General features: G+C 68.1%; 23 protein-coding genes, 1 tRNA gene and 1 rRNA gene. 19 read left to right on the plus strand and 6 right to left on the minus strand.

Annotated features, from left to right (window positions below):
* The first annotated feature begins 4 nt into the window (after nt 1-4).
* The 8 genes from rrf (at nt 5) to recN (ending at nt 7,157) form a co-directional block, all read left to right on the plus strand.
* Nucleotides 5-121: ribosomal RNA gene (rrf, locus tag HII28_RS00005) — 5S ribosomal RNA — on the plus strand.
* Between the two features lie 107 nt (nt 122-228).
* A complete protein-coding gene (locus HII28_RS00010) occupies nt 229-1,392 on the plus strand; it encodes a hypothetical protein (RefSeq protein ID WP_170023364.1) in 1,164 nt (387 codons plus the stop codon).
* Nucleotides 1,383-2,288, plus strand: a complete 906-nt coding sequence (locus tag HII28_RS00015) for a hypothetical protein (protein ID WP_205864520.1) — start codon at nt 1,383-1,385, stop codon at nt 2,286-2,288. Before HII28_RS00010 ends, HII28_RS00015 begins: the two co-directional genes overlap by 10 nt.
* Nucleotides 2,278-3,309 (plus strand): HAD-IIA family hydrolase, encoded by a 1,032-nt coding sequence (locus HII28_RS00020; protein WP_240977180.1) that lies wholly within the window; start codon nt 2,278-2,280, stop codon nt 3,307-3,309. The genes HII28_RS00015 and HII28_RS00020 overlap by 11 nt, the downstream gene beginning before the upstream one ends.
* A gap of 105 nt (nt 3,310-3,414) precedes the next feature.
* Nucleotides 3,415-3,693, plus strand: coding sequence for a hypothetical protein (locus HII28_RS00025; RefSeq protein ID WP_170023358.1), 279 nt, complete (start codon nt 3,415-3,417; stop codon nt 3,691-3,693).
* A gap of 20 nt (nt 3,694-3,713) precedes the next feature.
* Entirely contained in the window at nt 3,714-4,511 is a 798-nt protein-coding gene (locus HII28_RS00030; RefSeq protein ID WP_170023366.1) for a TlyA family RNA methyltransferase, read from the plus strand.
* A gap of 5 nt (nt 4,512-4,516) precedes the next feature.
* On the plus strand, nt 4,517-5,434 hold the full coding sequence (locus tag HII28_RS00035; RefSeq protein ID WP_346769118.1) for an NAD kinase: 918 nt from the start codon (nt 4,517-4,519) through the stop codon (nt 5,432-5,434).
* Nucleotides 5,427-7,157, plus strand: coding sequence for a DNA repair protein RecN (gene recN / locus HII28_RS00040; protein WP_170023368.1), 1,731 nt, complete (start codon nt 5,427-5,429; stop codon nt 7,155-7,157). Before HII28_RS00035 ends, recN begins: the two co-directional genes overlap by 8 nt.
* Before the next feature lie 219 nt (nt 7,158-7,376).
* Here recN and HII28_RS00045 read toward each other — a convergent pair whose 3' ends face one another.
* The gene (locus tag HII28_RS00045) at nt 7,377-7,868 is read right to left on the minus strand and encodes an SRPBCC family protein (protein ID WP_170023369.1); all 492 of its coding nucleotides are present in this window, start codon (nt 7,866-7,868) and stop codon (nt 7,377-7,379) included.
* Nucleotides 7,869-7,912: 44 nt separating this feature from the next.
* Complete coding sequence (locus HII28_RS00050; protein ID WP_170023370.1) at nt 7,913-8,248, minus strand: metalloregulator ArsR/SmtB family transcription factor; 336 nt, start codon at nt 8,246-8,248, stop codon at nt 7,913-7,915.
* 159 nt (nt 8,249-8,407) lie between these two features.
* Between HII28_RS00050 and HII28_RS00055 the strand changes: the two genes are divergently transcribed.
* Genes HII28_RS00055 through xerD form a run of 3 tightly spaced genes read left to right on the plus strand, consistent with a single transcriptional unit; the run spans nt 8,408 to nt 11,674 of the window.
* Nucleotides 8,408-10,084, plus strand: coding sequence for a CTP synthase (locus HII28_RS00055; RefSeq protein WP_170025860.1), 1,677 nt, complete (start codon nt 8,408-8,410; stop codon nt 10,082-10,084).
* Nucleotides 10,077-10,760, plus strand: a complete 684-nt coding sequence (locus tag HII28_RS00060) for an NUDIX hydrolase (protein ID WP_170023371.1) — start codon at nt 10,077-10,079, stop codon at nt 10,758-10,760. Before HII28_RS00055 ends, HII28_RS00060 begins: the two co-directional genes overlap by 8 nt.
* The gene (gene xerD, locus HII28_RS00065; protein WP_170025861.1) at nt 10,757-11,674 is read left to right on the plus strand and encodes a site-specific tyrosine recombinase XerD; all 918 of its coding nucleotides are present in this window, start codon (nt 10,757-10,759) and stop codon (nt 11,672-11,674) included. Before HII28_RS00060 ends, xerD begins: the two co-directional genes overlap by 4 nt.
* Nucleotides 11,675-11,786: 112 nt before the next feature.
* Here xerD and HII28_RS00070 read toward each other — a convergent pair whose 3' ends face one another.
* A complete protein-coding gene (locus HII28_RS00070; RefSeq protein ID WP_170023372.1) occupies nt 11,787-12,764 on the minus strand; it encodes a hypothetical protein in 978 nt (325 codons plus the stop codon).
* A gap of 217 nt (nt 12,765-12,981) precedes the next feature.
* Here HII28_RS00070 and HII28_RS00075 point away from each other — a divergent pair, with 217 nt between their 5' ends.
* From HII28_RS00075 to der, 7 genes are all read left to right on the plus strand, one after another.
* Nucleotides 12,982-13,869: a ParA family protein gene (locus tag HII28_RS00075; protein ID WP_170025862.1), complete on the plus strand. Its 888-nt coding sequence runs from the start codon at nt 12,982-12,984 to the stop codon at nt 13,867-13,869.
* A gap of 106 nt (nt 13,870-13,975) precedes the next feature.
* Nucleotides 13,976-14,770 (plus strand): ScpA family protein, encoded by a 795-nt coding sequence (locus tag HII28_RS00080; protein WP_346769309.1) that lies wholly within the window; start codon nt 13,976-13,978, stop codon nt 14,768-14,770.
* On the plus strand, nt 14,763-15,488 hold the full coding sequence (gene scpB, locus HII28_RS00085) for an SMC-Scp complex subunit ScpB (RefSeq protein WP_205864521.1): 726 nt from the start codon (nt 14,763-14,765) through the stop codon (nt 15,486-15,488). The genes HII28_RS00080 and scpB overlap by 8 nt, the downstream gene beginning before the upstream one ends.
* Nucleotides 15,478-16,257 carry a pseudouridine synthase gene (locus HII28_RS00090; RefSeq protein ID WP_170023373.1) on the plus strand — a complete coding sequence of 260 codons (780 nt, stop codon included), beginning with the start codon at nt 15,478-15,480 and terminating at the stop codon, nt 16,255-16,257. Before scpB ends, HII28_RS00090 begins: the two co-directional genes overlap by 11 nt.
* Nucleotides 16,254-17,345, plus strand: a complete 1,092-nt coding sequence (locus tag HII28_RS00095) for a prephenate dehydrogenase (RefSeq protein WP_170023374.1) — start codon at nt 16,254-16,256, stop codon at nt 17,343-17,345. The genes HII28_RS00090 and HII28_RS00095 overlap by 4 nt, the downstream gene beginning before the upstream one ends.
* Nucleotides 17,342-18,073 (plus strand): (d)CMP kinase, encoded by a 732-nt coding sequence (gene cmk, locus HII28_RS00100; RefSeq protein WP_170023375.1) that lies wholly within the window; start codon nt 17,342-17,344, stop codon nt 18,071-18,073. Before HII28_RS00095 ends, cmk begins: the two co-directional genes overlap by 4 nt.
* The gene (gene der, locus HII28_RS00105; protein WP_170023376.1) at nt 18,066-19,589 is read left to right on the plus strand and encodes a ribosome biogenesis GTPase Der; all 1,524 of its coding nucleotides are present in this window, start codon (nt 18,066-18,068) and stop codon (nt 19,587-19,589) included. The genes cmk and der overlap by 8 nt, the downstream gene beginning before the upstream one ends.
* Nucleotides 19,590-20,100: 511 nt before the next feature.
* Here the strand turns inward: der and HII28_RS00110 are convergent.
* From HII28_RS00110 to HII28_RS00120, 3 genes are read right to left on the minus strand one after another with little or no spacing between them, the layout of a single operon-like run.
* Nucleotides 20,101-21,480: a DUF2252 domain-containing protein gene (locus HII28_RS00110; protein WP_170023377.1), complete on the minus strand. Its 1,380-nt coding sequence runs from the start codon at nt 21,478-21,480 to the stop codon at nt 20,101-20,103.
* Nucleotides 21,477-21,992, minus strand: coding sequence for a pyrimidine dimer DNA glycosylase/endonuclease V (locus tag HII28_RS00115; RefSeq protein WP_240977181.1), 516 nt, complete (start codon nt 21,990-21,992; stop codon nt 21,477-21,479). Before HII28_RS00115 ends, HII28_RS00110 begins: the two co-directional genes overlap by 4 nt.
* A gap of 41 nt (nt 21,993-22,033) precedes the next feature.
* Nucleotides 22,034-22,639 (minus strand): GNAT family N-acetyltransferase, encoded by a 606-nt coding sequence (locus HII28_RS00120; protein ID WP_170023378.1) that lies wholly within the window; start codon nt 22,637-22,639, stop codon nt 22,034-22,036.
* Nucleotides 22,640-22,780: 141 nt separating this feature from the next.
* Between HII28_RS00120 and HII28_RS00125 the strand changes: the two genes are divergently transcribed.
* Nucleotides 22,781-22,854 (plus strand) — tRNA-Pro (locus tag HII28_RS00125).
* Nucleotides 22,855-22,884 lie beyond the last annotated feature (30 nt).

A 22,884-nucleotide genomic window follows, 5' to 3' on the forward strand; every position in this document is an offset into this window, starting at 1 on the left:
GTGTTTCGGCGGCCATAGCGAGAGGGAAACGCCCGGTCACATTCCGAACCCGGAAGCTAAGACTCTCAGCGCCGATGGTACTGCAAGGGGGACCTTGTGGGAGAGTAGGACACCGCCGGACTTAACATCACCAAGTGGCCACCCAGCAATGGGTGGCCACTTGGCGTTTAACAGCACAGTGCATTGGCAAAGCGCGTTCAGGACGCATGGGGTTCTCGGCTAGACCGGGTGCCGAAGAGAGGTTTCGCGACATGGCAGCAGAGGATCGCGGCGAAGGCCAGGAGAACGGCGGGGAGTCCCGTCGTCGGGACGCGGGCGCTGGGAAGGATCGACCAGGCAGGTCGTCCGGGAGCGGTCGCGGTCAGCACGGCGGCGACCGGCGATCGGGCTCGTCCGGCGGCGGTACTCGTGGTGCCGGTTCCTCTCGGAGTGACCGATCAGCAAGCGGCGGCCGACGTGACGCAGCGGGCTCGAGTGGCGGCGCTGGTTCGGGTGGCGATCGAGCTGACGGCCACCGCGGCGGGTACGGTTCGGGCAAGGGCGCTTCCGGGCGTTCGAACACCGGTCGCGACGGCGGCCCGCGAGGCTGGCGTGCCGACGGCGGAGGGCGTGATGAGCGTGATGGACGCGGGGGCCGCAGTTCCTCGACACGCGCTGGTGCGGGATCTGGCGCTGGAGGACGCGACTCGTCTGCAAGGCGCGAAGGCAGAGACTGGCGCGAAGGCGGTAGCGGACGCCGACCCGATGCTGGGTCGACGCGGGGTGCCGGGGCCGGCATCCGTTCCTCCGGCGACAGGAATCGGGGCGACGGCGGGAGGCCGGGCGCATCCCGTTCCGGCGGTCGGGAGCGGTGGACCTCGGATGGGCGTTCAGCCGGACGTCGTGACGGCGATCGACGCTCGGCGCATGACGGCGATCAGCGCGGTGGTCGTGACGTGCGACCGACGCGCGACGGCGGTCCGAAGGGCGAATATCGTTCGCGAGATGCACGAGAGCGCGGATCGGCACAGGGCTCTCGTGACGGAGCGGGCCGAGGTGACCGGCCTTGGAACTCGTCCCGTCAGGGTCGAGATGGCTTCGATAGGCCCAATGGTGCGCGGGACAGCCGTGGCCGCGGCGACCGTTCGGACGAACGCGGTCGGACCAGCGGAGGTCAGCGCGACAACGGGCGGAACGATCGCGACTGGTCGGGAGCGCGCGGTGGCCGGCCGACGGGAGCTTCCGCATCGGGCCGTCGGGATGACAGCCGTGCTCGCGGGTTCGACCATCGTGGTGAGGACGAGGAACGTCGAGGGATGGCTCCTCGGAGCGTCCGACCCCGGCACGACGACCCGGAGATCCCCGAATCGGTGGAACCGCGGAATCTCGATCGTGCGGCGCGCATGGAGCTGAAGACGCTCACGAAAGAGAACGCGGATGAGGTTGCGCGCCATCTCGCGATGGCTTCGCAGCTGATCGACGAGGATCCCGCGTTGGCGCATCGCCACGCGTTGGCGGCAGCGCGCCGGGCGGGCCGCATCGCGATCGTCCGCGAGACGCTCGCTATCACGGCCTATCAGACCGGCGACTACGCGCTGGCATTGCGTGAACTGCGCACCTATCGGCGCATCTCGGGCAAGAATGACCAGCTCGCGCTCATGGTGGACAGTGAGCGCGGGGTCGGGCGTCCCGACCGTGCGCTCGAGCTGGGGAGGTCGGTCGATCGCTCCGAGCTGTCGGCGGACGCCCAGGTCGCCTTGGCGATCGCGATGTCCGGTGCACGATTGGATCTCGGGCAGACGGATGCCGCGCTGAGTGAACTGCAGATCCCGCAGCTCGATCGAACCCGCGCGTTCTCCTACAGCCCCGATCTGTTCGACGCCTACGCGACGGTCCTCGAGGACCTTGGCCGCGCCCCTGAAGCAGCGGAGTGGTTCGGACTCGCGGAGCGCGCGCGAGACGCCCTCGGTCAGAACGAGGAAGACGTGATCGAGGTTGACGAGGAACTCATCGAGTTCGATGAGGCGGACGACGTCGAGCTCGAGGAGGTGGAGGTCGTCGAGCTCGCGGAGCCCGTCGACGTTCAGGGCGACGAAGCATCCGGGATCGTGTTGTCCGATGAATCCGCAGGCACGGACGGCGTCAGCCTCGGCGAGGCCGACGTTTCGGACGACCTCGACGGAGTGGACACGGACGCGACGGATGTCGAGGGCGCCGTGCCCGAGACGGGCTCCGCCGAGGCCGACGCCACCGGCAGGAACGACGGCGCCGGGAACGCCGCATCGGACGCATCCGCCGATGACGAGTGAGCATCGCCGCGGCCTGTTCCGTCGGGAGCGGGCGGTGACGCCGCTCGACGGCATCGACGTCATCCTCGCGGATCTCGACGGCGTGCTGTATGCCGGCGCCGACGCGATCCCTCATGCCGTCGAGTCGCTGAACACTGCACAGGCCGACGGCATCCGCGTCGCGTGCCTGACGAACAACGCAGCCAGGACAGATCGCGCCGTGGCTGACCACCTGACCAAGCTCGGGTTCGACGTCGAGGCCCACGATGTGATCACCTCGCCGCAGGCGGCCACGCGAATGCTGGCCGATCTCATCCCTGCGGGGTCGACTGTCCTGGTGGTGGGTGGCGACGGGCTGGTTGCGGAGCTGGACAAGGCCGGCTTCGAGGTGACGCGATCCGCGGAGGACGGGCCTGCGGCCGTCGTGCAGGGATTCGCGCCCGAGGTGGGATGGCTGCAGCTGGCGGAGGCATCCTTCGCGCTCGCTGACGACAGCGTTCATTGGGTGGCGACGAACACGGACTGGACCATCCCGCAGGCGCGCGGTGTCGCGCCCGGCAACGGAACGCTGGTGTCGGCGGTGCACACCGCTGTCGGCAGGCTTCCCTTGGTGGCTGGCAAACCGGAGCGTGCGATCTACGACCTGGCCATCGAACGCTTCGAGGCGAAGTCGCCGCTCATGATCGGCGACCGGCTCGACACGGACATCGCCGGCGCGAACCGGGCCGGCATCCCGTCCGTGCTGGTGCTGACCGGGATCGACAAGGCCAAGCAGGTCCTCGCGGCAGGCAAGGACGAACGGCCGACGTTCGTGCTCTCGGATCTGCGTGAACTGCACGAGCCGTATCCGGTCGCGAAAGTGTCGAAGTCGGGGGATGCGGTCGAGGTGCGGCGGGCATCCGTTCGGTTGGAAGGCAGCACGGTGCGGATCGTCGCACGCGGCGACAGTGAGATCGACCTCCTGCGCGCCGCCAGCACGCTGATCTGGGGATGCGGACGTCCGATCTACGCGCTCGAGGTTCCGGAAGAGCTCTACGCGTGAGACCGGAGTACCGGAGTGCCGCGGACGATCGTCGGGGGTCGGCGGTACCGTGTACGGATGCTTGACGAGAGCGGTTCCGTCCCGGACGCAGACAGTGGCATCCCTATGAGTGGTGTCGGGGACGGTGTCGACGACGATGGCGAGCTTGCCCGGAAGGCGAACGACCTGTCGCGGGAGGCGGGCGCCTCGACGAGTGAGGACGGAGCCGCGGGAGCCATCAGCGATCCGACAACGGATTCAGACGTGGCAGACGGCGGTCTCGTATCGCGGCTGCAGCTGATCGAGGAGCGGCCGTTGCAGGATCGCGCCGACGCGTACGGGCGCATCCACGGCGAGCTCGTCGATGCGCTGGAAGGCGCTGACCATCCCGAGCTGGACGACTGAGCGGTTGGACGACTGACCTGGTGGCGGAACAGCGTCTGGATGCTGCGGTGGCGGCCCGCGGACTCGCGCGCTCACGCACGCACGCGGCGCGTCTCATCGCCGACGGCCGCGTGAGCGTGGACGGTCGACCGGTCGTGAAGGCATCCGCCCACGTGCAGGAGACGAGCGATATCACCGTCGCAGACGTGGATCACTACGTCAGTCGTGCGGCCCACAAGCTCATCGCGGCGCTCGACGGATTCGGCGTCGACCCGCGGGGGCTGGCGGCGCTCGACGTCGGCGCCTCGACCGGTGGGTTCACGCAGGTGCTGCTCGAACGAGGCGCGGAGCACGTTATCGCCCTCGATGTCGGTCACGGTCAGCTCGCACCGCTCATCGCGACGGACGACCGTGTGACCGTCGCCGAAGGCGTCAATGTGCGTTATCTGGACGCCGGGGCACTTGGCGGGCTCGCCGAAGGCCGCGAGATCGGCCTCGTGGTCGGCGATCTCTCGTTCATCTCCCTCACGCTGGTGCTGCCGCCGCTGGTCGAGACTGTCGGGCGCGACGCCGAGTACGTGCTGTTGATCAAGCCGCAGTTCGAGGTCGGGCGGGCCGGGATCCGCGAGGGCATCGTGCGGAACAGGGCGCTGCGCGAGGATGCGGTGACGTCGGTGGCGTGGGCCGCGTGGGACCTCGGGCTGCCGACAGCCGGCATCCTTCCGTCCCCCATCGCCGGAAGCCACGGGAATCACGAGTACCTGATCCGACTGAGCACACGGGCGCGGCGGCATCCGACAGAATGGTTGAACGACATCGGCGAGATGGTGGGAGAGTGAGGCGCGTGGGCGCACCCGGTCGGTACTTCCTCGTTGTTTCACACACCGGGCGCGGTGATTCGGTGCTCGCCGGCATCCAGGTGTGCCGACAACTGATCGCGGCGGATGTCGTGCCTGTGCTGGGCGCCGAGGAGCGCGCCGATCTCGTGGATGCCGCACCCGACCTGGCGTCGCTCGCGGTGCTCGGCGACGATGTCGCCCCCGAGCAGCTCGAGCTGGTCATCGTGCTGGGCGGCGACGGCACCATCCTTCGTGCAGCCGAGACCGTTCGCGGATGCGACGTGCCTCTGCTGGGCGTGAACCTCGGACACGTCGGCTTCCTCGCTGAGAGCGAGCGCGATGACCTCGAACTGGCCGTCACTCGTGCGCTGGAACGCGACTACACGGTCGAGCAGCGGATGACGCTCGGCGTGAAGGTGAAGTCCGGAACCGAGGTCGTCTACGAGAGCTGGGCGCTGAACGAGGCGAGCATCGAGAAGGCGAGCAGGGAGCGCATGATCGAGGTCGTCATCGAGGTCGACGGCCGTCCGCTGTCGAGCTTCGGATGCGACGGCGTCGTCATGTCCACGCCGACCGGATCCACCGCCTACTCGTTCTCCGCAGGCGGGCCCGTCGTGTGGCCGACGCTCGACGCGCTTCTCCTCGTGCCGCTGAGCGCGCATGCGCTGTTCGCCCGGCCGCTCGTGGTCGCGGCGGACTCCGTGCTCGCCGTCGAGCTGCTGCGGCGCACAGACACCCCCGCCGTGCTCTGGTGCGACGGGCGGCGCGCGTTCGACCTGCCGACGGGGTCCCGCGTGATGGTGTGGCGATCGCCGACACCGGTCACTCTGGCCCGCTTGCACACGGCGCCGTTCACCGATCGGCTCGTGCGCAAGTTCGACCTGCCGGTCACGGGATGGCGGGGGCCGAACGCCCGTGATTGAGGAGATCTCGATCCGCGACCTCGGGGTCATCGAGCGGGCGACCCTGCCGCTCGGTCCGGGGTTCACCGCGCTCACGGGTGAGACCGGTGCAGGCAAGACCATGGTCGTCACCGCTCTCGGCCTGCTGCTCGGGCAACGCGCCGACAGCGCCGTGGTCCGCGCCGGCAGTCCGCAGCTCTGGGTCGAGGGGCGTTGGCGCGTGCCGGCCGGCGGAGACGTCGCCGAACGGGTGCGGGATGCCGGGGGAGACCTCGATGACGTGGGTGATGCATCCGCGGGAGAGCTCGTGCTCAGTCGCTCGGTGGCGGCGGAGGGTCGTAGCCGCGCCATCGTCGGCGGCCGCGGCGCGCCGGTGAGCGTGCTCACCGAACTTGCGGAGCAGCTCGTGGTGGTGCACGGGCAGTCGGATCAGATCCGGTTGAAGTCCGCCTCCGCTCAGCGGGATGCCCTCGACCGGTTCGCCGGCCAACGACTCTCGGAAGCGCTTGACGCTTATCGAGCGGCGTACCGGCGGTGGAACGCCAATCGGGAAGAGCTCGCCGAACTCGTGGACGAGCGCGATCGACGCGCGCGCGAAGCCGATGACCTGAGGGCGGCGCTCAGCGAGATCGAAGCCATCGCCCCCGAGCCGGGTGAGGACGAAACCCTCGGCGAACAGGCCGAACGTCTGACGAACCTCGAGTCGCTACGGCTCGGGGCGTCTGCCGCGCGCGAGTCGTTGTCGGCGGAGGACTCAGAGGGCCCGGACGTGCGCGGACTTCTCGAGACCGCCAGGCGGGAGCTCGAACGGGCGGGTGCGCACGATAGTGCGCTGCAGGAGCTGGCGGATTCGCTCTCGGAGCTCGGGTTTCAGGTGGACGATGCGGCGGCGCAACTGTCCACCTACCTCGCGGCACTGGACTCCGACGGCGCCCACGACCTCGAGGTGATCCAGGAGCGACGGGCCGAGCTGTCCGGACTGGTGCGCAAGTACGGCCCGACGCTGGACGAAGTCATCGAGCGAGCGGCAACGGGTGGTGAGCGACTCGCGGAGCTGGAAGGCGACGAGGAGCGCATCGAGCAGTTGACGACGCTCGTCGAGGATGATGCGCGTGAGGTGGAGCGGCTGGCGGCATCCGTTTCCGCACTGCGCAAAGCCGCGGCGGACGTGCTCGCGACGGAGGTGACCGAGGAGCTCGCTGCGCTGGCGATGGCCGACGCCGCCGTCGTCGTCGACGTGCAGCAGCGCGACGACTATTCGCTTTCTGGACGGGATGCGGTGTCGATCCTGCTGCGGCCGCACGGGGGCGCGGATCCCAGGCCGCTCGGCAAGGGTGCATCCGGTGGCGAGCTGTCGCGGGTGATGCTCGCGATCGAGGTGGTGCTGGCCGGGAGCGATCCCGTGCCGACCTTCGTGTTCGACGAGATCGATGCGGGCGTCGGAGGGGCATCCGCGATCGAGATCGGTCGTCGGTTGGCCCGCCTGGCCGAGAGTGCTCAGGTGATCGTCGTGACGCACCTCGCCCAGGTCGCGGCGTTCGCGACCAACCACCTCACTGTCGTGAAGGCCGGAGACGGTTCGGTGACGGCGTCCAGCGTGCAGAAGCTGGACGGTGACGACCGGGTGTCGGAGATGGCGCGACTGCTGTCCGGCCTGCCGGATTCCGAGAGCGGTCTCGCGCACGCGCGCGAGCTCATCGAGGTCGCGCGCGAGCGGGCGGAAGCCAGCGCGCCGCAACGCTGAGGCCGTCAGTCCGCGACTTCGACGTCGTCTTCGTCATCGACTTCGACCTAGTCTTCGTCTTCGTCTTCGTCCTCGACTTCGACTTCGACTTCGAGTCGGCACTCCAGCCGTTCGCGTCTGCATCCCACTGCGCTCGCGCGGCGATCTCACGCCTGTGCCGGCCCCTCCCCACAGCGACGCCCGCCGGCACGTTGTGCTCCGGCGGGCGTACTGGGGCGCTCAGACGCGCTCGTCTACCGCGACGTGCTGGGTCAGGACCCTGCCGAGGGCGTCCAGCTGGGCGCCCATCCCTTCGCTGCGGTACTCGGGCTTGTCCTCGTCGTCGAGATAGATTCCGTGCTCGGTGAGGATCAGGCGCGTGCTGTCACCGTCCGCCCGGAACTCCACTGAGGTGAGCGACACGGAGATGCGGGTGTCGTCGCGCAGCATGTAGCTCGAGTAGACGATGCGCTCGTTCTCGACGATGTCCCGGTACTCGGCGTCGTACGTGAAGACCACGTCGCCGCCCGGCATGCCGCCGCGCGAGAGCTCGTGTCCGCCGACGCGGAAGTCCAGTCGATACTCGCTGCCGGAGCCGCCGGGGGTCGTGTCGCCGGTGAACCAGACGCGCTTGGCACTGACATCCGTCCACGCGTGGAATACGCGCTCCACGGGAACCGGATACGTTCGTTCGAGCACCATCGTGTCGTGGGTGATGAATCGATCGGTCATGGGACGTCCTTGTTTCTGTTCGGTCTGTTCGATCTGTTCTGCTGTCACTTCGCTGTGCTGGCCTGCTCGTCGTCGGCGAGGAAGTCGCCGAGCCGATCGAGGCGCTCGTTCCAGGTGATTCGCCGGTCCGTGAACCACGCCTCTGCACGGTCGAACGCCGAGCGGTCGAGGCTGCACGTGCGCACCCGGCCGACCTTTCGGCTGCGAACCAGGCCGCTGGCCTCCAGCACCTGGAGGTGTTGGATGACCGCCGGCAGCGACATCGCCATCGGTCGGGCCAGCTCGCTGACCGATGCGTCGCCGTCGGCCAGACGCTCCACCATGCTGCGGCGAGTCGGATCGGCCAGCGCGTGGAAGACTCCGTCCAGATGGTTAAGCATGTGGTTAACTAACCACTGGGCGTCCGCGCTGTCAAGAGAGCGCCGTGCCGGAGGAGAGAGGTTCTCGGGGTCGTGTTGCGTCCCCGGAGGCGCATCACCTCGGTGATAGGATGAAAGCCCGTGGTGGAAAAATCTGACGCGGGTCCCTCGAGTTCAACAATCCGGCCGAACGGCACTACCAAGCACATCTTCGTGACAGGTGGTGTCGTTTCTTCTTTGGGCAAGGGGCTGACGGCAGCCAGCCTGGGCAACCTCCTCACATCGCGCGGCTTGCGCGTTGTGATGCAGAAACTCGATCCGTATCTCAATGTGGATCCCGGAACGATGAACCCGTTCCAGCACGGCGAGGTCTTCGTGACCGACGACGGCGCCGAGACCGATCTGGACATCGGACACTACGAGCGCTTCCTCGACATCAACTTGAGCCAGGCGGCCAACGTCACGACCGGTCAGATCTACTCGCAGGTGATCGCCATGGAGCGTCGCGGCGAGTACCTCGGCGACACGGTTCAGGTGATCCCGCACATCACCGACGAGATCAAGCGCAGGATGCGGCTGCAGGCATCCGACATCCCGCAGCCCGACGTGATCATCACCGAGATCGGCGGCACCGTCGGCGACATCGAGTCGCAGCCGTTCATCGAATCCGCCAGGCAGGTGCGCCACGAACTCGGACGCCAGAACTGCTTCTTCGTGCACGTCTCGCTCGTTCCCTACATGAACGCATCGGGCGAGCAGAAGACCAAGCCGACGCAGCACTCGGTGGCGGCGTTGCGCTCCATCGGCATCCAGCCGGACGCACTCGTGCTGCGCAGCGACCGTCCGGTCTCCGAGAGCAACAAGAAGAAGATCGCGCTCATGTGCGACGTGGACGAGAGCGCCGTCGTCAACGCCGTCGACGTGCCGAGCATCTACGACATCCCGAACATGCTGCACGAGCAGGGGCTCGACGACTACATCATCGCCCAGCTCGGCCTGGTCGCCGATGACCCGGATCGCCAGAGCTGGGACTCGCTCCTCAGAGTGGTGCACGAGCCGAAGCACGAGGTGACCATCGGCCTGGTGGGGAAGTACGTCGACCTTCCGGATGCCTACCTCTCGGTCACCGAGGCGCTTCGCGCAGGAGGCTTCGCCAACCGCGCGAAGGTGAACCTGAAGTGGATCGCGAGCGACGGATGTCAGGATCCGGAAGGTGCGGCGCATGAGTTGGCGGATGTGGACGGCATCTGCGTGCCCGGCGGCTTCGGCATCCGCGGGATCGAGGGCAAGCTCGGGGCGCTGCGGTTCGCCCGCGAGAACGGGATCCCGACGCTGGGACTCTGCCTCGGTCTGCAGTGCATGGTGATCGAGTACGCGAGGCACGAGGCGGGCCTGGACGGGGCATCCTCGAGCGAGTTCGATCCGGACACGACGTATCCGGTCATCGCCACGATGGCGGAGCAGGTCGAGATCATCGCCGGCGGCGACCTCGGCGGCACGATGCGCCTCGGCCTGTATCCCGCGAAGCTGCAGGACGGATCGATCGTCTCCGAGCTGTACGGCGCCGCCGAGGCGTCAGAGCGGCACCGCCACCGCTACGAGGTGAACAACAACTACCGCGAGCGCATCGCGGACGCGGGGCTCGTGTTCTCCGGCACCTCACCGGACGGGCATCTCGTGGAGTACGTGGAGCTCGATCGGAATGTCCACCCGTTCTACGTGGGCACGCAGGCGCACCCGGAGCTGCGTTCGCGGCCGAACCGCGCGCATCCGTTGTTTCGCGGCCTCATCGCCGCCGCCCTCGACCGCCAGGAGTCCAGTCGCCTCTTCGAGGTGAAAGAGGAAGTGGATGCCTGAGCTCGGCGCGTCGGACGACCGGCGAACGCTCGACGAGCTGGCGGACGAGCCCTACGCGGCGACGGTCGTGGATTCCGAGGTTGTCTATCGCGGCCGCGTCTGGGATGTGCGCAGGGACACTGTTGATATCGGCCACTCGACGATCGTGCGCGAGTACGTCGACCACACGGGCGCCGTCGCCGTGCTCGCGATGGACGACGAGGAAAGGGTGCTGCTCATCAAGCAGTACCGGCATCCGATCCGCACTCGTGACTGGGAGCTGCCCGCCGGTCTGCTCGACCTCCAGGGAGAGTCGCCGCTGAAGGCAGCGCAGCGCGAGCTCGCAGAGGAGGCCGATGCCGTCGCCGACACGTGGAACGTGCTGACGGAGTTCGCCAGCACGCCTGGCGGCAACAACGAGGTGATCCGGATCTACCTGGCCAGGGGCGTTCGTCACGCCGGCGAGACGTTCGCACGCGAAGAGGAGGAGGCCGACATCGAGGTGCGCTGGGTACCGCTCGACGAGGTGGTGCGCGGTGTGCTGGAGCGTCGGCTGCGCAATGCGCCGCTCTCACTGGGCGTGCTCGCCGCTGTCGCGTCGCGCTCGACGGGTTACGAATCCCTCGGGCCGGCGGACGCTCCGTTCCAGCGAGGCTCGTGGCTCACGCGGCCGCTGGATGGGCGCGCATCCCGATGACGCCGGATGCCGCTGTCGAGGAGTACCTGCGACACGTCGGCATCGAACGCGGCCTGTCCCGCAACACGGTTGCGGCGTACCGGCGCGACTTGAAGGCGTACCTGGCGTGGCTGGACGACAAGGGCTTGACGGACCTCGGATCCATCGGGTCGCGCGACGTGGACGACTTCGCGCGATACCTGAACACCCGGGGCGAGGCGGATGCTGCGCAGACGCTCGGTGCGGCATCCGTCGCCCGCATGCTCTCCACGGTTCGCGGCCTGCACAGATTTCTGCTCGAAGAGGGCGAAGTGGCGGAGGATGCGGCGCGGGACGTTCGGCCGCCCAAGCTGCCGTCTCGGCTGCCGAAGGCTCTCACTGTGACGCAGGTGGAGGCGCTCCTCGCCTCCACCGACGGTGACGAACCGGCGCTGATCAGAGACAAGGCGCTGCTCGAGCTGCTGTACGCGACGGGCGCCCGCGTCTCGGAGGCGGTCGACCTCAACGTTGACGACGTGATCGACCGCGAGGTGATCCGGCTCACCGGCAAGGGCAGCAAGCAGCGCATCGTCCCGCTCGGCAGGTATGCACGAGAGGCGGTCGACGACTACCTGGTACGAGTGCGCCCTCAGTATTCGATGCGTGGGAAGGCCACTCCGGCACTTTTCCTCGGCGCTCGCGGTGCCCGGCTGAGCAGGCAGAGCGCCTGGCTGATCATCAGGGCGGCGGCGGAGCGAGCTCAGCTGACGGCATCGGTCTCACCGCACACGCTCAGGCACTCGTTCGCCACGCACCTCCTGGAGGGGGGAGCGGATGTGCGGGTGGTGCAGGAGCTGCTCGGGCACTCCTCCGTCGCCACGACCCAGATCTACACACTCGTCACCGCGGACACGCTCCGCGACATGTATACGACGGCGCATCCACGGGCCAGGTGAGCAGAGCGCGGTTCTGCCGGACGCCATCGGGTCGCGGAGTTGCCTGAGGGTGCGCTCGCGGGACTTCGCTCGGGTCGGCATCGCTTGGGCGACACCGCTCGGAGCGCCGCGGTCAGCGGTGCATGACCTGCTGCAGCATCCAGCGCCAGGTCGGCGCGTACCGCATGGTTCCGTTGGTCGTGCGCGGGCCGAAGTCGTTCACGGTGTGTCCGTGCGACTCGAGCGGCGTGCCGATGTCGAGAGAGCTCAGCAGCACGTGGCTGCCGGTCGGCACCGGACGCGCCTCCGAGATCGACGGAGTGCCCATGCCGAGCTTCGTCCAGGAGTCGGTGATTCGATCGAAATACATGTCGTGCACGTCGTCGAACCCGTACATGCGGGAGACGGGGGTCTCACCCTTCGACCGCATCCAGGAGGCGGACACGTCGCCGTACGTCTCGACGGGCGACGAGTACATGAGCACGCCGCGCACCTCGTGGAAGTGAGAGATGAACGCGGATTCGCCACCGCCTTGCGAGTGTCCGGCCAGCACCACGTCATTCCACGCGGGATGGCCGTTCACGAGGAAGCGGGCCCAGTAGCCGCCGGGATCCTGGGTGTCCAGATAGTCGATGGCGGCACGGAATCGACGGAGGATCGAGTTCGCGGCGTCGATGCGGCTGTACCGCGACGGCGAGGTTCCGTCGTAGCGGTTCTGCTGCAGCATCGTGTAGCAGTGCGCGTGCCCGCGGCAGGTTCGCGTCACGGACTTGCCGGTGTTCCAGTAGTCCAGCCCGAGCACGTTGTATCCCACCGCCGCGGCAGTGCTGAGGTACTCCCGATAGTCGTTGGGGACCTCGCCCGTCGCGGGCAGGAAGACGAGCAGCGGCGCGTCGCCCCCCACGTGCTGGGCGACCTCCTGGGCGTTCGGATTGTCGACGCCGTGTTCCAGATAGGGGAGTTTGAAGCTGAGTACCTTGCCTGTGCCCGTGGGCATCGGCGAAGAGGACGACTGGTTCAGCAACGCTGCTCCGGTGAGGAGGGCAGCGACGAGCACCGCTGCCGTCCCGACGGCTGCGGTCGTCCACACGCGTCGGCGTCGGTTTCCCACGGCGATCACCGTAGCAATGCTCAAGGCCTTGAAGCTGGACCATCCGCCGAATCCCATGAGGGCGTTCACAGCGAGCCACGGGGAGTGAGGACAGCGGGACTATCGCCCGATGCGACGGTCCCGCTGATCCGCGGCGTTCCTGCCTGTTCACCTTTCCGATGATCGATAGACTCGAACGCGATCCAGGTGGACAGTGAGCGGAGGAGTCGTGGCACGTATCCCAGCCGACGAGCAGGAACTGCCGGGCTTCGGTGACGTCGCCGTGGAGGAACTCGGCCCGACCGGGCGTCCGCTTCGGGAGTTCCCGACGCCGCCGGAACTGAAGTCGCACGGACCAGCTCGGGTGATCGCGCTGTGCAATCAGAAGGGCGGGGTGGGTAAGACCACCACCAGCATCAACCTGGGCGCAGCGCTCGCCGAGTACGGCCGACGGGTGCTCGCCGTCGACTTCGACCCCCAGGGCGCACTGTCGGCCGGTCTCGGCGTCGCGACGCACGAGGCGATCACCATCTACGACCTTCTGCTCTCCAGCGCACACGATCCGTCTGAGGCGATCCAGCCAACCGGGACGCCTGGACTGGACATCATCCCGGCGAACATCGACCTCTCGGCCGCTGAGGTGCACCTGGTCAACGAGGTGGCACGCGAGCAGGCGCTGGCCCGAGTGCTGCGCAAGGTCTCGGGCGACTACGACGTCGTCCTCATCGACTGCCAGCCGTCGCTCGGAATACTGACCGTCAACGCGCTCACTGCGAGCCACGGCGTGCTGATCCCGCTCGAGTGCGAGTACTTCGCGCTGCGGGGTGTCGCCCTGCTCATCGAGACGATCGACAAGGTGCGCGAGCGGCTGAATCCGGCACTGGAACTCGACGGCATCCTCGCAACGATGTACGACGCGCGCACGCTGCACTCACGTGAGGTGCTCGAGCGCGTGGTCGACGCGTTCGGCGAGGAGGTGCTGGAGACGGTGATCGCGCGGACCGTGAAGTTCCCGGACGCCACCGTCGCAGCGACCCCGATCACCCAGTTCGCGCCCGAGCACCAGGCGGCAGACGCCTACCGTCAGCTCGCACGGGAACTCGTGTTCCGTGGCGCAGCCGCCTGAGCCCGACGCGCAGGATGCCCCCGGCGGCCCTGTGTCGCCGAAGAGTGCTGTGTCGCCCGCGAGTGCCGTGACACCCGACCCCGATGTTCCGTCTGGTGTCGATGGGATTCGGGAGGCCGGTGCGCCGTCGTTCCTCGTCGCCCTCGAGGTGTTCGAGGGGCCCTTCGACCTCTTGCTGAATCTGATCGGTCGCCACGAGCTGGACATCACCGAGGTCTCTCTGAGCAGGGTGACCGACGAGTTCATCGCATATCTGCGTGGGATCGACACCGCGGACGAACTGGACCAGGCGAGCGAGTTCCTCGTCGTGGCGGCGACGCTGCTCGACCTGAAGGTAGCCGGGCTCCTTCCGCAGGGCGAACTCGTCGATGCAGAGGACGTCGCCCTGCTGGAGGCACGCGACCTCCTCTTCGCGCGACTGCTGCAGTACCGCGCGTTCAAGCAGGCGTCGACGTGGTTCGCCGGGCGGTTCGAGACGGAGTGGGGCAGACATCCGCGGATCGTCCGCCTCGACGAGAAGTACCGGTCGCACGAGCCGGAGCTGAAATGGACGCTCAGCGTCGAGGACTTCGCCGCGATCGCCGAGCTCGCCTTCGCTCCCAAGGCGATTCCGATCGTGGAGCTGGACCACTTGCACGCACCGTTGGTGAGCGTGCGGGAGCAGGCAGCGCTCGTCGTGACGCAGCTCCGGCGTGGAACGCCCTTCACCTTCCGCGAGCTCATCGCCGGCGCCGATCGCAAGGGCGTCGTCGTCGCCCGATTCGTCGCGGTGCTCGAGCTCTACCGCTTCGGGGCCGTGGGATTCGAGCAGCTGGAGCCACTGGGGGAGCTGACCATCCGCTGGGTTGCAGATGCCTGGTCGGACGAGAACCTCGCCAACCTGGGGGCCGATTATGGATGAACGACACGACGAGGAGGCACCGGAGGTGACGGAGTCGCAGACGGTCGACCGGGACGGGACGGATCCGGAGGTGCAGGATCCGGTGCTTCCGGGCGCAAACGACGGGGAAGCGGCCTTCACGCTGGAGACGCCGACAGGTGCGCCGGAGCTCGTCGAGAAGCCGGTGTACGACATCCCTCGGGCGATCGAGGCCGTGCTCATGGTCGCGGACGAGCCACTGCCCCTCGTCACATTGGCGACGGCCGTCGGCGCGCCGATCGCCGCAGTACGCCAGGCGATCGACGGCCTCGTCGAGGACTACGACGGAGAGGCCGGCGGACCCCGTCGCGGCTTCCAGTTGCGCGAGGTCGGCGGCGGATGGCGTCTGTACGTGCGAGACGAGTACGACCGCCTCGTGATGGACTTCGTCACCGAGCAGGCGCCGGCGAAGCTGTCGCAGGCCGCACTGGAGACCCTTGCGGTCATCGCGTACCGGCAGCCCATCACGCGCGGCGCCATCGCGTCGATCCGTGCGGTCAACGTGGATTCCGTGGTGCGAACGCTGCTGTCGCGCGGACTCATCACCGAGCTGTTCGCGGATGCCGAGACCGGCGCCATCAACTACGGCACCACCGACCTCCTCCTGCAGCAACTCGGCATCAACGCGGTGGAGGAGCTGCCGCTCATCTCACCGCTTCTCGCGGACGGAGCAGACGGGTTCGACGACGATGTGCGCTGAACGGATCAATCATCAGGACACCGGCCGGCCGGAGGGCGAGCGACTGCAGAAGGTCATGGCGGCCGCGGGTGTGGCATCCCGCCGTGTCAGCGAAGAGCTGATCGTTCAGGGCCGGGTTCGCGTGAACGGCACCGTCGTGACGGAGCTGGGGCGGCGGATCGACCCGACCTCCGACCTGCTCGAGGTCGACGGGTCGGCCGTGCAGCTGGATGCCACCAAGCGCTACGTGATGCTCAACAAGCCGACCGGTGTCGTGAGTTCGATGCGAGACGATCGCGGACGTCCGGACTTGCGGGGCTTCACGGACGAGTACGAGGAACGGCTCTTCAACGTGGGGCGCCTCGACGCGGACACCAGCGGACTTCTGCTGCTGACGAATGACGGGGAGAGCGCCAACGTGCTGGCTCATCCGTCGTTCGGGGTGACCAAGACCTACATCGCGACGGTGCGGGGGAGCGTGGCGCCCGCAACGCTCACGAAGCTCACGCGTGGCATCGAGCTCGACGACGGGCCGATCGCGGCGGACAAGGCCCGGTTGCTGCAGACATCCGCTGGGCAGAGCATCGTGGAGGTGACCCTGCACTCCGGCAGGAACCGCATCGTGCGGCGGATGCTCGACGCCGTCGGGCATCCCGTCGTCGCGTTGGTGCGCCGACAGTTCGGGCCCCTGCACCTGGGAACGCTGAAATCTGGTGCGACCCGGGACTTGACTAAAATCGAACTCGGCCAGGTGCTCACTCTTGCCAGGTCGAAATCGGAGCGAATGTGAATCAGAACCCTGCCGCGCGCATCGACGGCAGTGTGCGCGTCGTGGGGGCCGGCCTCCTGGGGGCATCGATCGGGCTCGGGCTGCGGGAGCGCGGCGTCGACGTGATCCTCGCGGATGCCTCGCCCGCGACCCTCGACCTGGCCATCGATTACGGTGCAGGCCGTGCTCCGCGCGATGACGACGACCCCGTGCTCATCGTGGTGGCGGTGCCGCCGGATGCCACGGCGCCGGTCGTCGCCGCCGAGCTCGCCGCGTTTCCGAACGCGACGGTCACCGACGTCGCGAGCGTCAAGGTGGCGCCGCTGTCGGACCTCGAGGCCGCTGGCGCCGACCTCGCGCGGTACGTCGGATCGCATCCGCTCGCGGGACGGGAGCGCGGCGGTCCGATCTCGGCGCGCGCCGACCTCTTCGTCGGCAGACCCTGGGTGGTGTGCCCGCGTCCGGGCATGGCGCAGGCACGGATCAACCTGATCGAGCAGCTCATCCTCGACCTTCAGGCCACGCCGGTGACCCTGCCTGCCGACGAGCACGACGCCGCCGTCGCTCTCGTGTCCCACGCGCCGCAAGTGGTGTCGACGCTGATGGCGAAGAGGCTGGCGACCGCACCGTCATCCGCTCTCGCCCTGGCCGGTCAAGGCGTTCGCGACGTGACGCGCATTGCGTCCAGCGACCCTGAACTGTGGGTGCAGATCCTTGCGGCTAACTCGCCGGCGGTCGTCGAGATCCTGCGCGCCTACCGGGACGACCTGGACGCAGCGCTCATCGCGCTCGGTGACGTGTCGGCTCCTGGCGCACGCCGCACCATCGCCGGCGATCTGGCGGCCGGCAACGCGGGAGTCGCCGGGCTGCCGGGAAAGCACGGCCAGGATCGGCGCTATGCCAGCGTGATCGTCATGGTCGACGACAAGGCGGGCGAACTGGGACGACTGTTCTCCGAGCTCGGCGAGATCGGTGTGAACATCGAAGACCTGCGGCTCGAGCATTCGCCCGGCGCTCAGATCGGACTCGCGGAGATCGCCGTGCTGCCGGAAGTGAAGACGCGCACCATCGACGACCTGTCGGCGCGAGGCTGGAGGATCGCCGGATGAGCCCTGAGCACAACGCATCTCCTGTCCCGTTCGTCGTCGCCGTCGACGGCCCGGCAGGCAGCGGGAAGTCCAGCGTGAGCAAGGCAGCTGCTGCGAAGCTCGGCTTCGCCTTCCTCGACACGGGAGCCGCCTACCGCGCGCTCACCTGGTTCGCGACGCAGCGCGGCATCGACGTGGCCGAAGCGGATGCCGTGGTTGCCTCGATCGCGGACTTCGACTACCGCATCGACACGGAGCCCGGGCGTCTGCGCGTGTTCGTCGGCGAGACGGATGTGACGACGGAGATCCGGAATCCCGAGGTGTCAGCCCGGGTGAGCGCCGTGGCGCGCATCCCCGAGGTGCGGCTGCGGCTGAACGAGCTCTTCCGCGGGATCCTGTCCGGTACGGATCACGACGGGATCGTGGCCGAGGGCCGCGACATCACGACGGTCGTCGCGCCGGAAGCGCCGGCGCGCATCCTGCTGACCGCGTCCCCCGAGGTGCGCGCGGCACGTCGTGCCGGGGAACTCGACGGGCACTCGGCTGCCGACGTGGCGGCGCAACTGCACGCCCGCGACCGCGCCGACCTGCAGGTGGTCGACTTCATGTCCGCCGCCGAAGGCGTGACCACGGTGGACTCCACCGACCTGAACTTCGATGAAACCGTCGACGCAGTGATCGACGTGATCAAGTCCGCGCGTGCCTCTGGCACCGGCGCGGCACCGTCCCGAGGAGGAACGGATGTCTGACCCCCGACCGCCAGAAGAGAACGACGATTTCGACGCGACGCCGGACGATCTCGCCGACCGTCTCGCGAACGTCGACGAGGTGCTGGCGCACCAGCGTGCCACGGCGCTGCGAGCCGGTCTCGACGAGTACGAGCTCGACGACTCCGACCTCGACGTGCTGGATGCCGTCACGGAGAATCCGGACGAGATCCACTACCTGCCCGCGCTGCCGGTCGTGGCCATCGTCGGCCGACCGAACGTCGGCAAGTCCGCGCTGGTGAACCGCATCCTCGGCCGCCGCGAGGCCGTCGTCGAGGACACCCCGGGCGTGACGCGCGACCGCGTCTCGTACCAGGCGGAGTGGAACGCCAAGCGGTTCACCGTGGTGGACACCGGCGGGTGGGAGCCGGATGCGAAGGGCATCGACGCATCCGTCGCTGCGCAGGCCGAGGTCGCGATCGATCTGGCCGACGCCGTGATGTTCGTCGTGGATTCGAACGTGGGCGCGACCTCCACCGACGAGCACGTCGTGCGTCTGCTGCGCAAGTCGAAGAAGCCGGTCTTCCTCGTCGCGAACAAGGTGGACGACGCGCGGCAGGAGCCGCAGGCGACCGAGCTGTGGAACCTCGGACTGGGGGAACCGCATCCGGTCAGCGCCCTGCACGGCCGTGGCGTCGCAGACCTTCTGGATGACCTGTTGAAAGTGCTGCCAGAGGAGTCGGCGTACGCGCAGCGCGAGATCGGCGGACCCCGTCGTGTCGCGATCGTCGGACGTCCGAACGTCGGCAAGTCCAGCCTCTTGAACAAGGCGGCCGGCGAGGAGCGCGTGGTCGTCAACGACCTCGCGGGCACCACCCGCGACCCGGTCGACGAGCAGATCGAGCTCGGCGGCCGCGTGTGGCGGTTCGTGGACACGGCCGGCATCCGTCGTCGCGTCCACCTTCAGCAGGGCGCGGACTTCTACGCGTCGCTGCGCACGTCGACCGCGCTGGAGAAGGCCGAGGTCGCCGTCGTCGTGCTCGACGTTTCCGAGCCGATCAGTGAGCAGGATGTGCGGATCATCGACCTCGTGCTGGAGAGCGGGCGCGCTCTCGTGCTGGCCTACAACAAGTGGGATCTGCTCGACGACGATCGTCGTCGCTATCTGGAGCGCGAGATCGAGCAGGATCTTGCCCACGTGTCGTGGGCACCGCGCGTGAACATCTCGGCGCGCACCGGACGTCACCTGGAGAAACTCGTGCCGGCGCTCGAGACAGCGCTCGAGTCGTGGGACACGCGCATCCCGACGGGCAAGTTCAACGCGTTCCTCGCCGAGCTGACGGCTGCGCACCCGCACCCGGTACGTGGCGGAAAGCAGCCGCGCATCCTGTTCGGGACCCAGGCGTCGAGCCGTCCTCCGACATTCGTGCTGTTCACGACCGGATTCCTCGACCCCGGCTACCGCAGGTACATCCAGCGTCGCCTGCGCGAGATCTACGGCTTCGAAGGAAGCCCGATCGTGCTCAATATGCGTGTGCGGGAGAAACGTCGCCGTTAAGGCGACGTTTCCGAGGAGGTCCTTTCGGACCTCCTCACCGCACACGGCGCGGCCGTCTCGGCCGAGCTAGGCCATAGAAGGCGGCTTTGCCGCCCGGCGCGTGCGGGAGGAGAGGCGGCGTAGAGCCGCTTCTCCCGAAGGGGCCATTTCTGGCCCCTTCGCCGCACACGGCGCGGCCGTCTCGGCCGAGCTAGGCCATAGAAGGCGGCTTTGCCGCCCGGCCGCGCCAGGTAGCGGTCACCCAATCTTCTCTGGCAGAACTTTCTGACCTCCTCGCCGCACACGGCGCGGCCGTCTCGGCCGCGCTAGGCCAAGGGAAGGCGGCGATGCCGCCCGACCGCACCAGGTAGCGGTCACCCAATCTTCTCTGGCAGAACTTTCTGACCTCCTCACCGCACACGGCGCGGCCGTCTCGGCCGAGCTAGGCCAAGGGAAGGCGGCGATGCCGCCCGACCGCACCAGCGAGCCCGACGCGCGGTCTCTTCCGACGAGATCGCGCTCCTACTCAGCCCTAGATCTCACCCTTCCGCATGGCTTTGCGGAGTGCGTGGTAGTCCTCGACGGCCTGGTCGGCGTATGCGGATGCCCACTCCGCGATGGCGGAGTCGAACTGCGTGCCTTCGCCGAGGTATCCGGAGATGAAGGGTGCGTTTGGTGATTGCGCATGAGCGCGCGCGAGCACGGTGCCGCAGGCATCCACATAGTCGGTGAACGGCCGGAAGTCGAGGGTCTCGGTGTCGATGGAGACGTTCTGGTCGCGGAACTGCCGCACGTAGAACGCATGGCCGTCCTTGCGTACCCAACCGAGGAAGGGGTCGCTCACCGACTGCAGCACCCGCTGGTTGGCGACGACGCGATGCCCGTGATCGTCACGATCGGCGCGCGTGTCGATGATCGGCGCGCGGGGCGCGGTGGCTCCGCCGAATTCGACCGCGACGGACTCGGTCGCTTCCTTCACCTGCAGTACGAGCGACTCACCGGCCGGGCCGGTGAGCACGACGATGTAGCAGCGCGTGCCGACGCTGCCGACGCCGACGACGCGCCGCACGGCATCGGTCGCCACGTACTGGGAGAGCAGCACGGCTATGTCGGAGGGCAGCGTGTTCACGTACTCGCGCGCGATCTCCAGCACCGTGCGCTCCGTGGCCTCGGGAACGTGGGTCAGAACGGGCGGGTTCTCGATGATGGAGACGGTGCCATCGGCAGCTCGCTCGGTGATCTTGCGCACCACACGCGCCGAGGTGCGCCGGGATGCCGCGTCGATGGCATGGTCGAGCACCTTCTGCGAACTCGCAGCACGTTGACCCCTGTGCACGTCCGCGCGGATGTAGTACCGCTCGAGCACGCCGAGCTGCGTGATCTGCCGGAGCGAGATGCGGTAGCTGGCCGCGGCCTCGAGCGCTGCGGTCTGCACCTTGGACTCTTTGAATCCGCGCTGTCGTGCGGCTATGACCACACTGCCGACGAACCGCTTCACGTCCCACTCCCACGGTCCGTACGCGGATTCGTCGAAGTCGTTGAGATCGAAGGTGAGGGCTCTCTCCGGCGAGGCGTAGATCCCGAAGTTGGCGATGTGCGCATCGCCGCAGATCGTGACGTCGACGCCGGTACGCGGTGCGTCTCGCAGGTCGGCGGCCTGGATCGCCGCGGATCCGCGGTAGAACGCGAACGGGTTGGCGGACATCCGCTCCAACCGCAGAGGGATCAGGTCGTGCACGCGATGCTCGTGCTGTGCGCGCAGGATGCGGATCGGATCGCGATCTTTCGAGGGGACGTACTCGGCGTGCGCGGATCGCGGCACGTCACCTCGTGCCGCCTTGCCCGCCTCGATGAGGTCGTCGGCGCTGTGGATCGCCTCGTGGTCGAAGCGAAGGCGGCCTTCGGCGGTCATGGGCGCTCCTCATGGTCGTGGTGAGAACGGGGACTCGACGCGGATGCCGGTCGGGCGTGGTCCGTGGTGCTCCCCGGTCCGTGGTGATCGATTGTCCGCTCCCATGGCTCGATACCGCCACCGATCACCGAGAACAGCGGATGCGGACGCACGTCCAGGTCGTTCTCCAGCCGTGCGGCATGTTCTGGAGACCGGGCGCGGAGCTTCGCGAGCAGATGATCCCGTTCGTAGGCGAGCTGACCGGCGGTGACCGGAAGACGCAGGCCGGCATCGGGCGATCCGACGATGCGGGTGCGGTCGAAGCGGTAAGCGCGGGCATCCGCTTCTTCAGCGAGCCCGTGCAGATAGGTGGCGATGGCGCGCTCGTGCGCACGGAACCGGTCCAGCTGCGGATGATGCCGGTAGCCCGTCGTCGCGCCGGAGAGGGCCTTCTGCGCAAGCAGCGATTCGCGCCAGCACGCCACGAGTCCCGCGGCGTCGAGGTACCGCGGGTGCAGGCTCCACAGGCGCATGAGCACAGCCTAGGGCCGGAGGCAGGGCGAGTCGGATGCGATCAGAAGGCGAGGCGCACGACGGCGCGTCCTGTCTCGGGCCGGGACACGATCTCGAATCCTTCGGCGAGGAACGGGGAGAGCGCTCCGTGGTACAGGGCCGCCGCGGAAGCCTTCTTCTCGGTCGGGTCGACGGGATACCCCTCGAGGACACGCGCCCCAGAGGCCTCGGCGTGTGCAACGGCCGCACGCAGCAGTGCTGCGCCGATTCCGCGCCGCCGGAAGCCGACCCGCACGACGAAGCAGGTCACCGACCAGACACTGGGATCGTCCTGGGATTCCGTGCTGCCTTTCGCGACCACCCGCGTCGTGCGCAGGCGAGGATAGGCGGGGCGCGGCTCGACGGCGACCCAGCCGACAGGCTCATCGTCCAGGTAGGCCACCAGCCCAGGGCCAGGACCGTGCTCGGTCTGCTCGCGGAGTGCGGATTCGCAGGCTCCGGCATCCGCATCGCGCCACCCCGTGCCGGACAGCTTGAACCACTGGCACCAGCAGGTCGCCGGGTCGCCGCGCACGCCGAACACCGCGCGCACATCTGCCCATGGCACCTCGGCGACGGGAACGACGCGAATCTCGGCGGTCGCGTCGTCGCGCTCGCTGGTCTGCATGCGAATCACGGTAGCGACGACCACCGACATGCGGAAGGCCTGCACAGGTCCTCGACGCGTCGGACGAGAGGTCCATCCGGGGTGTGGTGCGATCCGGCGCCCGGGACCCTGTAAACTGTCCAAGGCCGTTTCGGCGGCCATCGGGCTGTGGCGCAGTTTGGTAGCGCACTTGACTGGGGGTCAAGGGGTCGCAGGTTCAAATCCTGTCAGCCCGACACAGAAAAACCCCGGAATCATGCGGAAGC

It is taken from the genome of Planctomonas sp. JC2975, from assembly GCF_012985205.1.
Classification (GTDB): domain Bacteria; phylum Actinomycetota; class Actinomycetes; order Actinomycetales; family Microbacteriaceae; genus Humibacter.

What these genes read in the sequence shown, in the direction of transcription:
- HII28_RS00015 (WP_205864520.1), top strand. Translation starts at nt 1,383, where the DNA reads ATGGAGCTGAAGACGCTCACGAAAGAGAACGCGGATGAGGTTGCGCGC.
- HII28_RS00020 (WP_240977180.1), top strand. Translation starts at nt 2,278, where the DNA reads ATGACGAGTGAGCATCGCCGCGGCCTGTTCCGTCGGGAGCGGGCGGTG.
- HII28_RS00025 (WP_170023358.1), top strand. Translation starts at nt 3,415, where the DNA reads ATGAGTGGTGTCGGGGACGGTGTCGACGACGATGGCGAGCTTGCCCGG.
- HII28_RS00045 (WP_170023369.1), bottom strand. Translation starts at nt 7,868, where the DNA reads ATGACCGATCGATTCATCACCCACGACACGATGGTGCTCGAACGAACG.
- HII28_RS00050 (WP_170023370.1), bottom strand. Translation starts at nt 8,248, where the DNA reads ATGCTTAACCATCTGGACGGAGTCTTCCACGCGCTGGCCGATCCGACT.
- HII28_RS00060 (WP_170023371.1), top strand. Translation starts at nt 10,077, where the DNA reads ATGCCTGAGCTCGGCGCGTCGGACGACCGGCGAACGCTCGACGAGCTG.
- xerD (WP_170025861.1), top strand. Translation starts at nt 10,757, where the DNA reads ATGACGCCGGATGCCGCTGTCGAGGAGTACCTGCGACACGTCGGCATC.
- scpB (WP_205864521.1), top strand. Translation starts at nt 14,763, where the DNA reads ATGGATGAACGACACGACGAGGAGGCACCGGAGGTGACGGAGTCGCAG.
- HII28_RS00090 (WP_170023373.1), top strand. Translation starts at nt 15,478, where the DNA reads ATGTGCGCTGAACGGATCAATCATCAGGACACCGGCCGGCCGGAGGGC.
- cmk (WP_170023375.1), top strand. Translation starts at nt 17,342, where the DNA reads ATGAGCCCTGAGCACAACGCATCTCCTGTCCCGTTCGTCGTCGCCGTC.
- der (WP_170023376.1), top strand. Translation starts at nt 18,066, where the DNA reads ATGTCTGACCCCCGACCGCCAGAAGAGAACGACGATTTCGACGCGACG.
- HII28_RS00110 (WP_170023377.1), bottom strand. Translation starts at nt 21,480, where the DNA reads ATGACCGCCGAAGGCCGCCTTCGCTTCGACCACGAGGCGATCCACAGC.
- HII28_RS00115 (WP_240977181.1), bottom strand. Translation starts at nt 21,992, where the DNA reads ATGCGCCTGTGGAGCCTGCACCCGCGGTACCTCGACGCCGCGGGACTC.
- HII28_RS00120 (WP_170023378.1), bottom strand. Translation starts at nt 22,639, where the DNA reads ATGCAGACCAGCGAGCGCGACGACGCGACCGCCGAGATTCGCGTCGTT.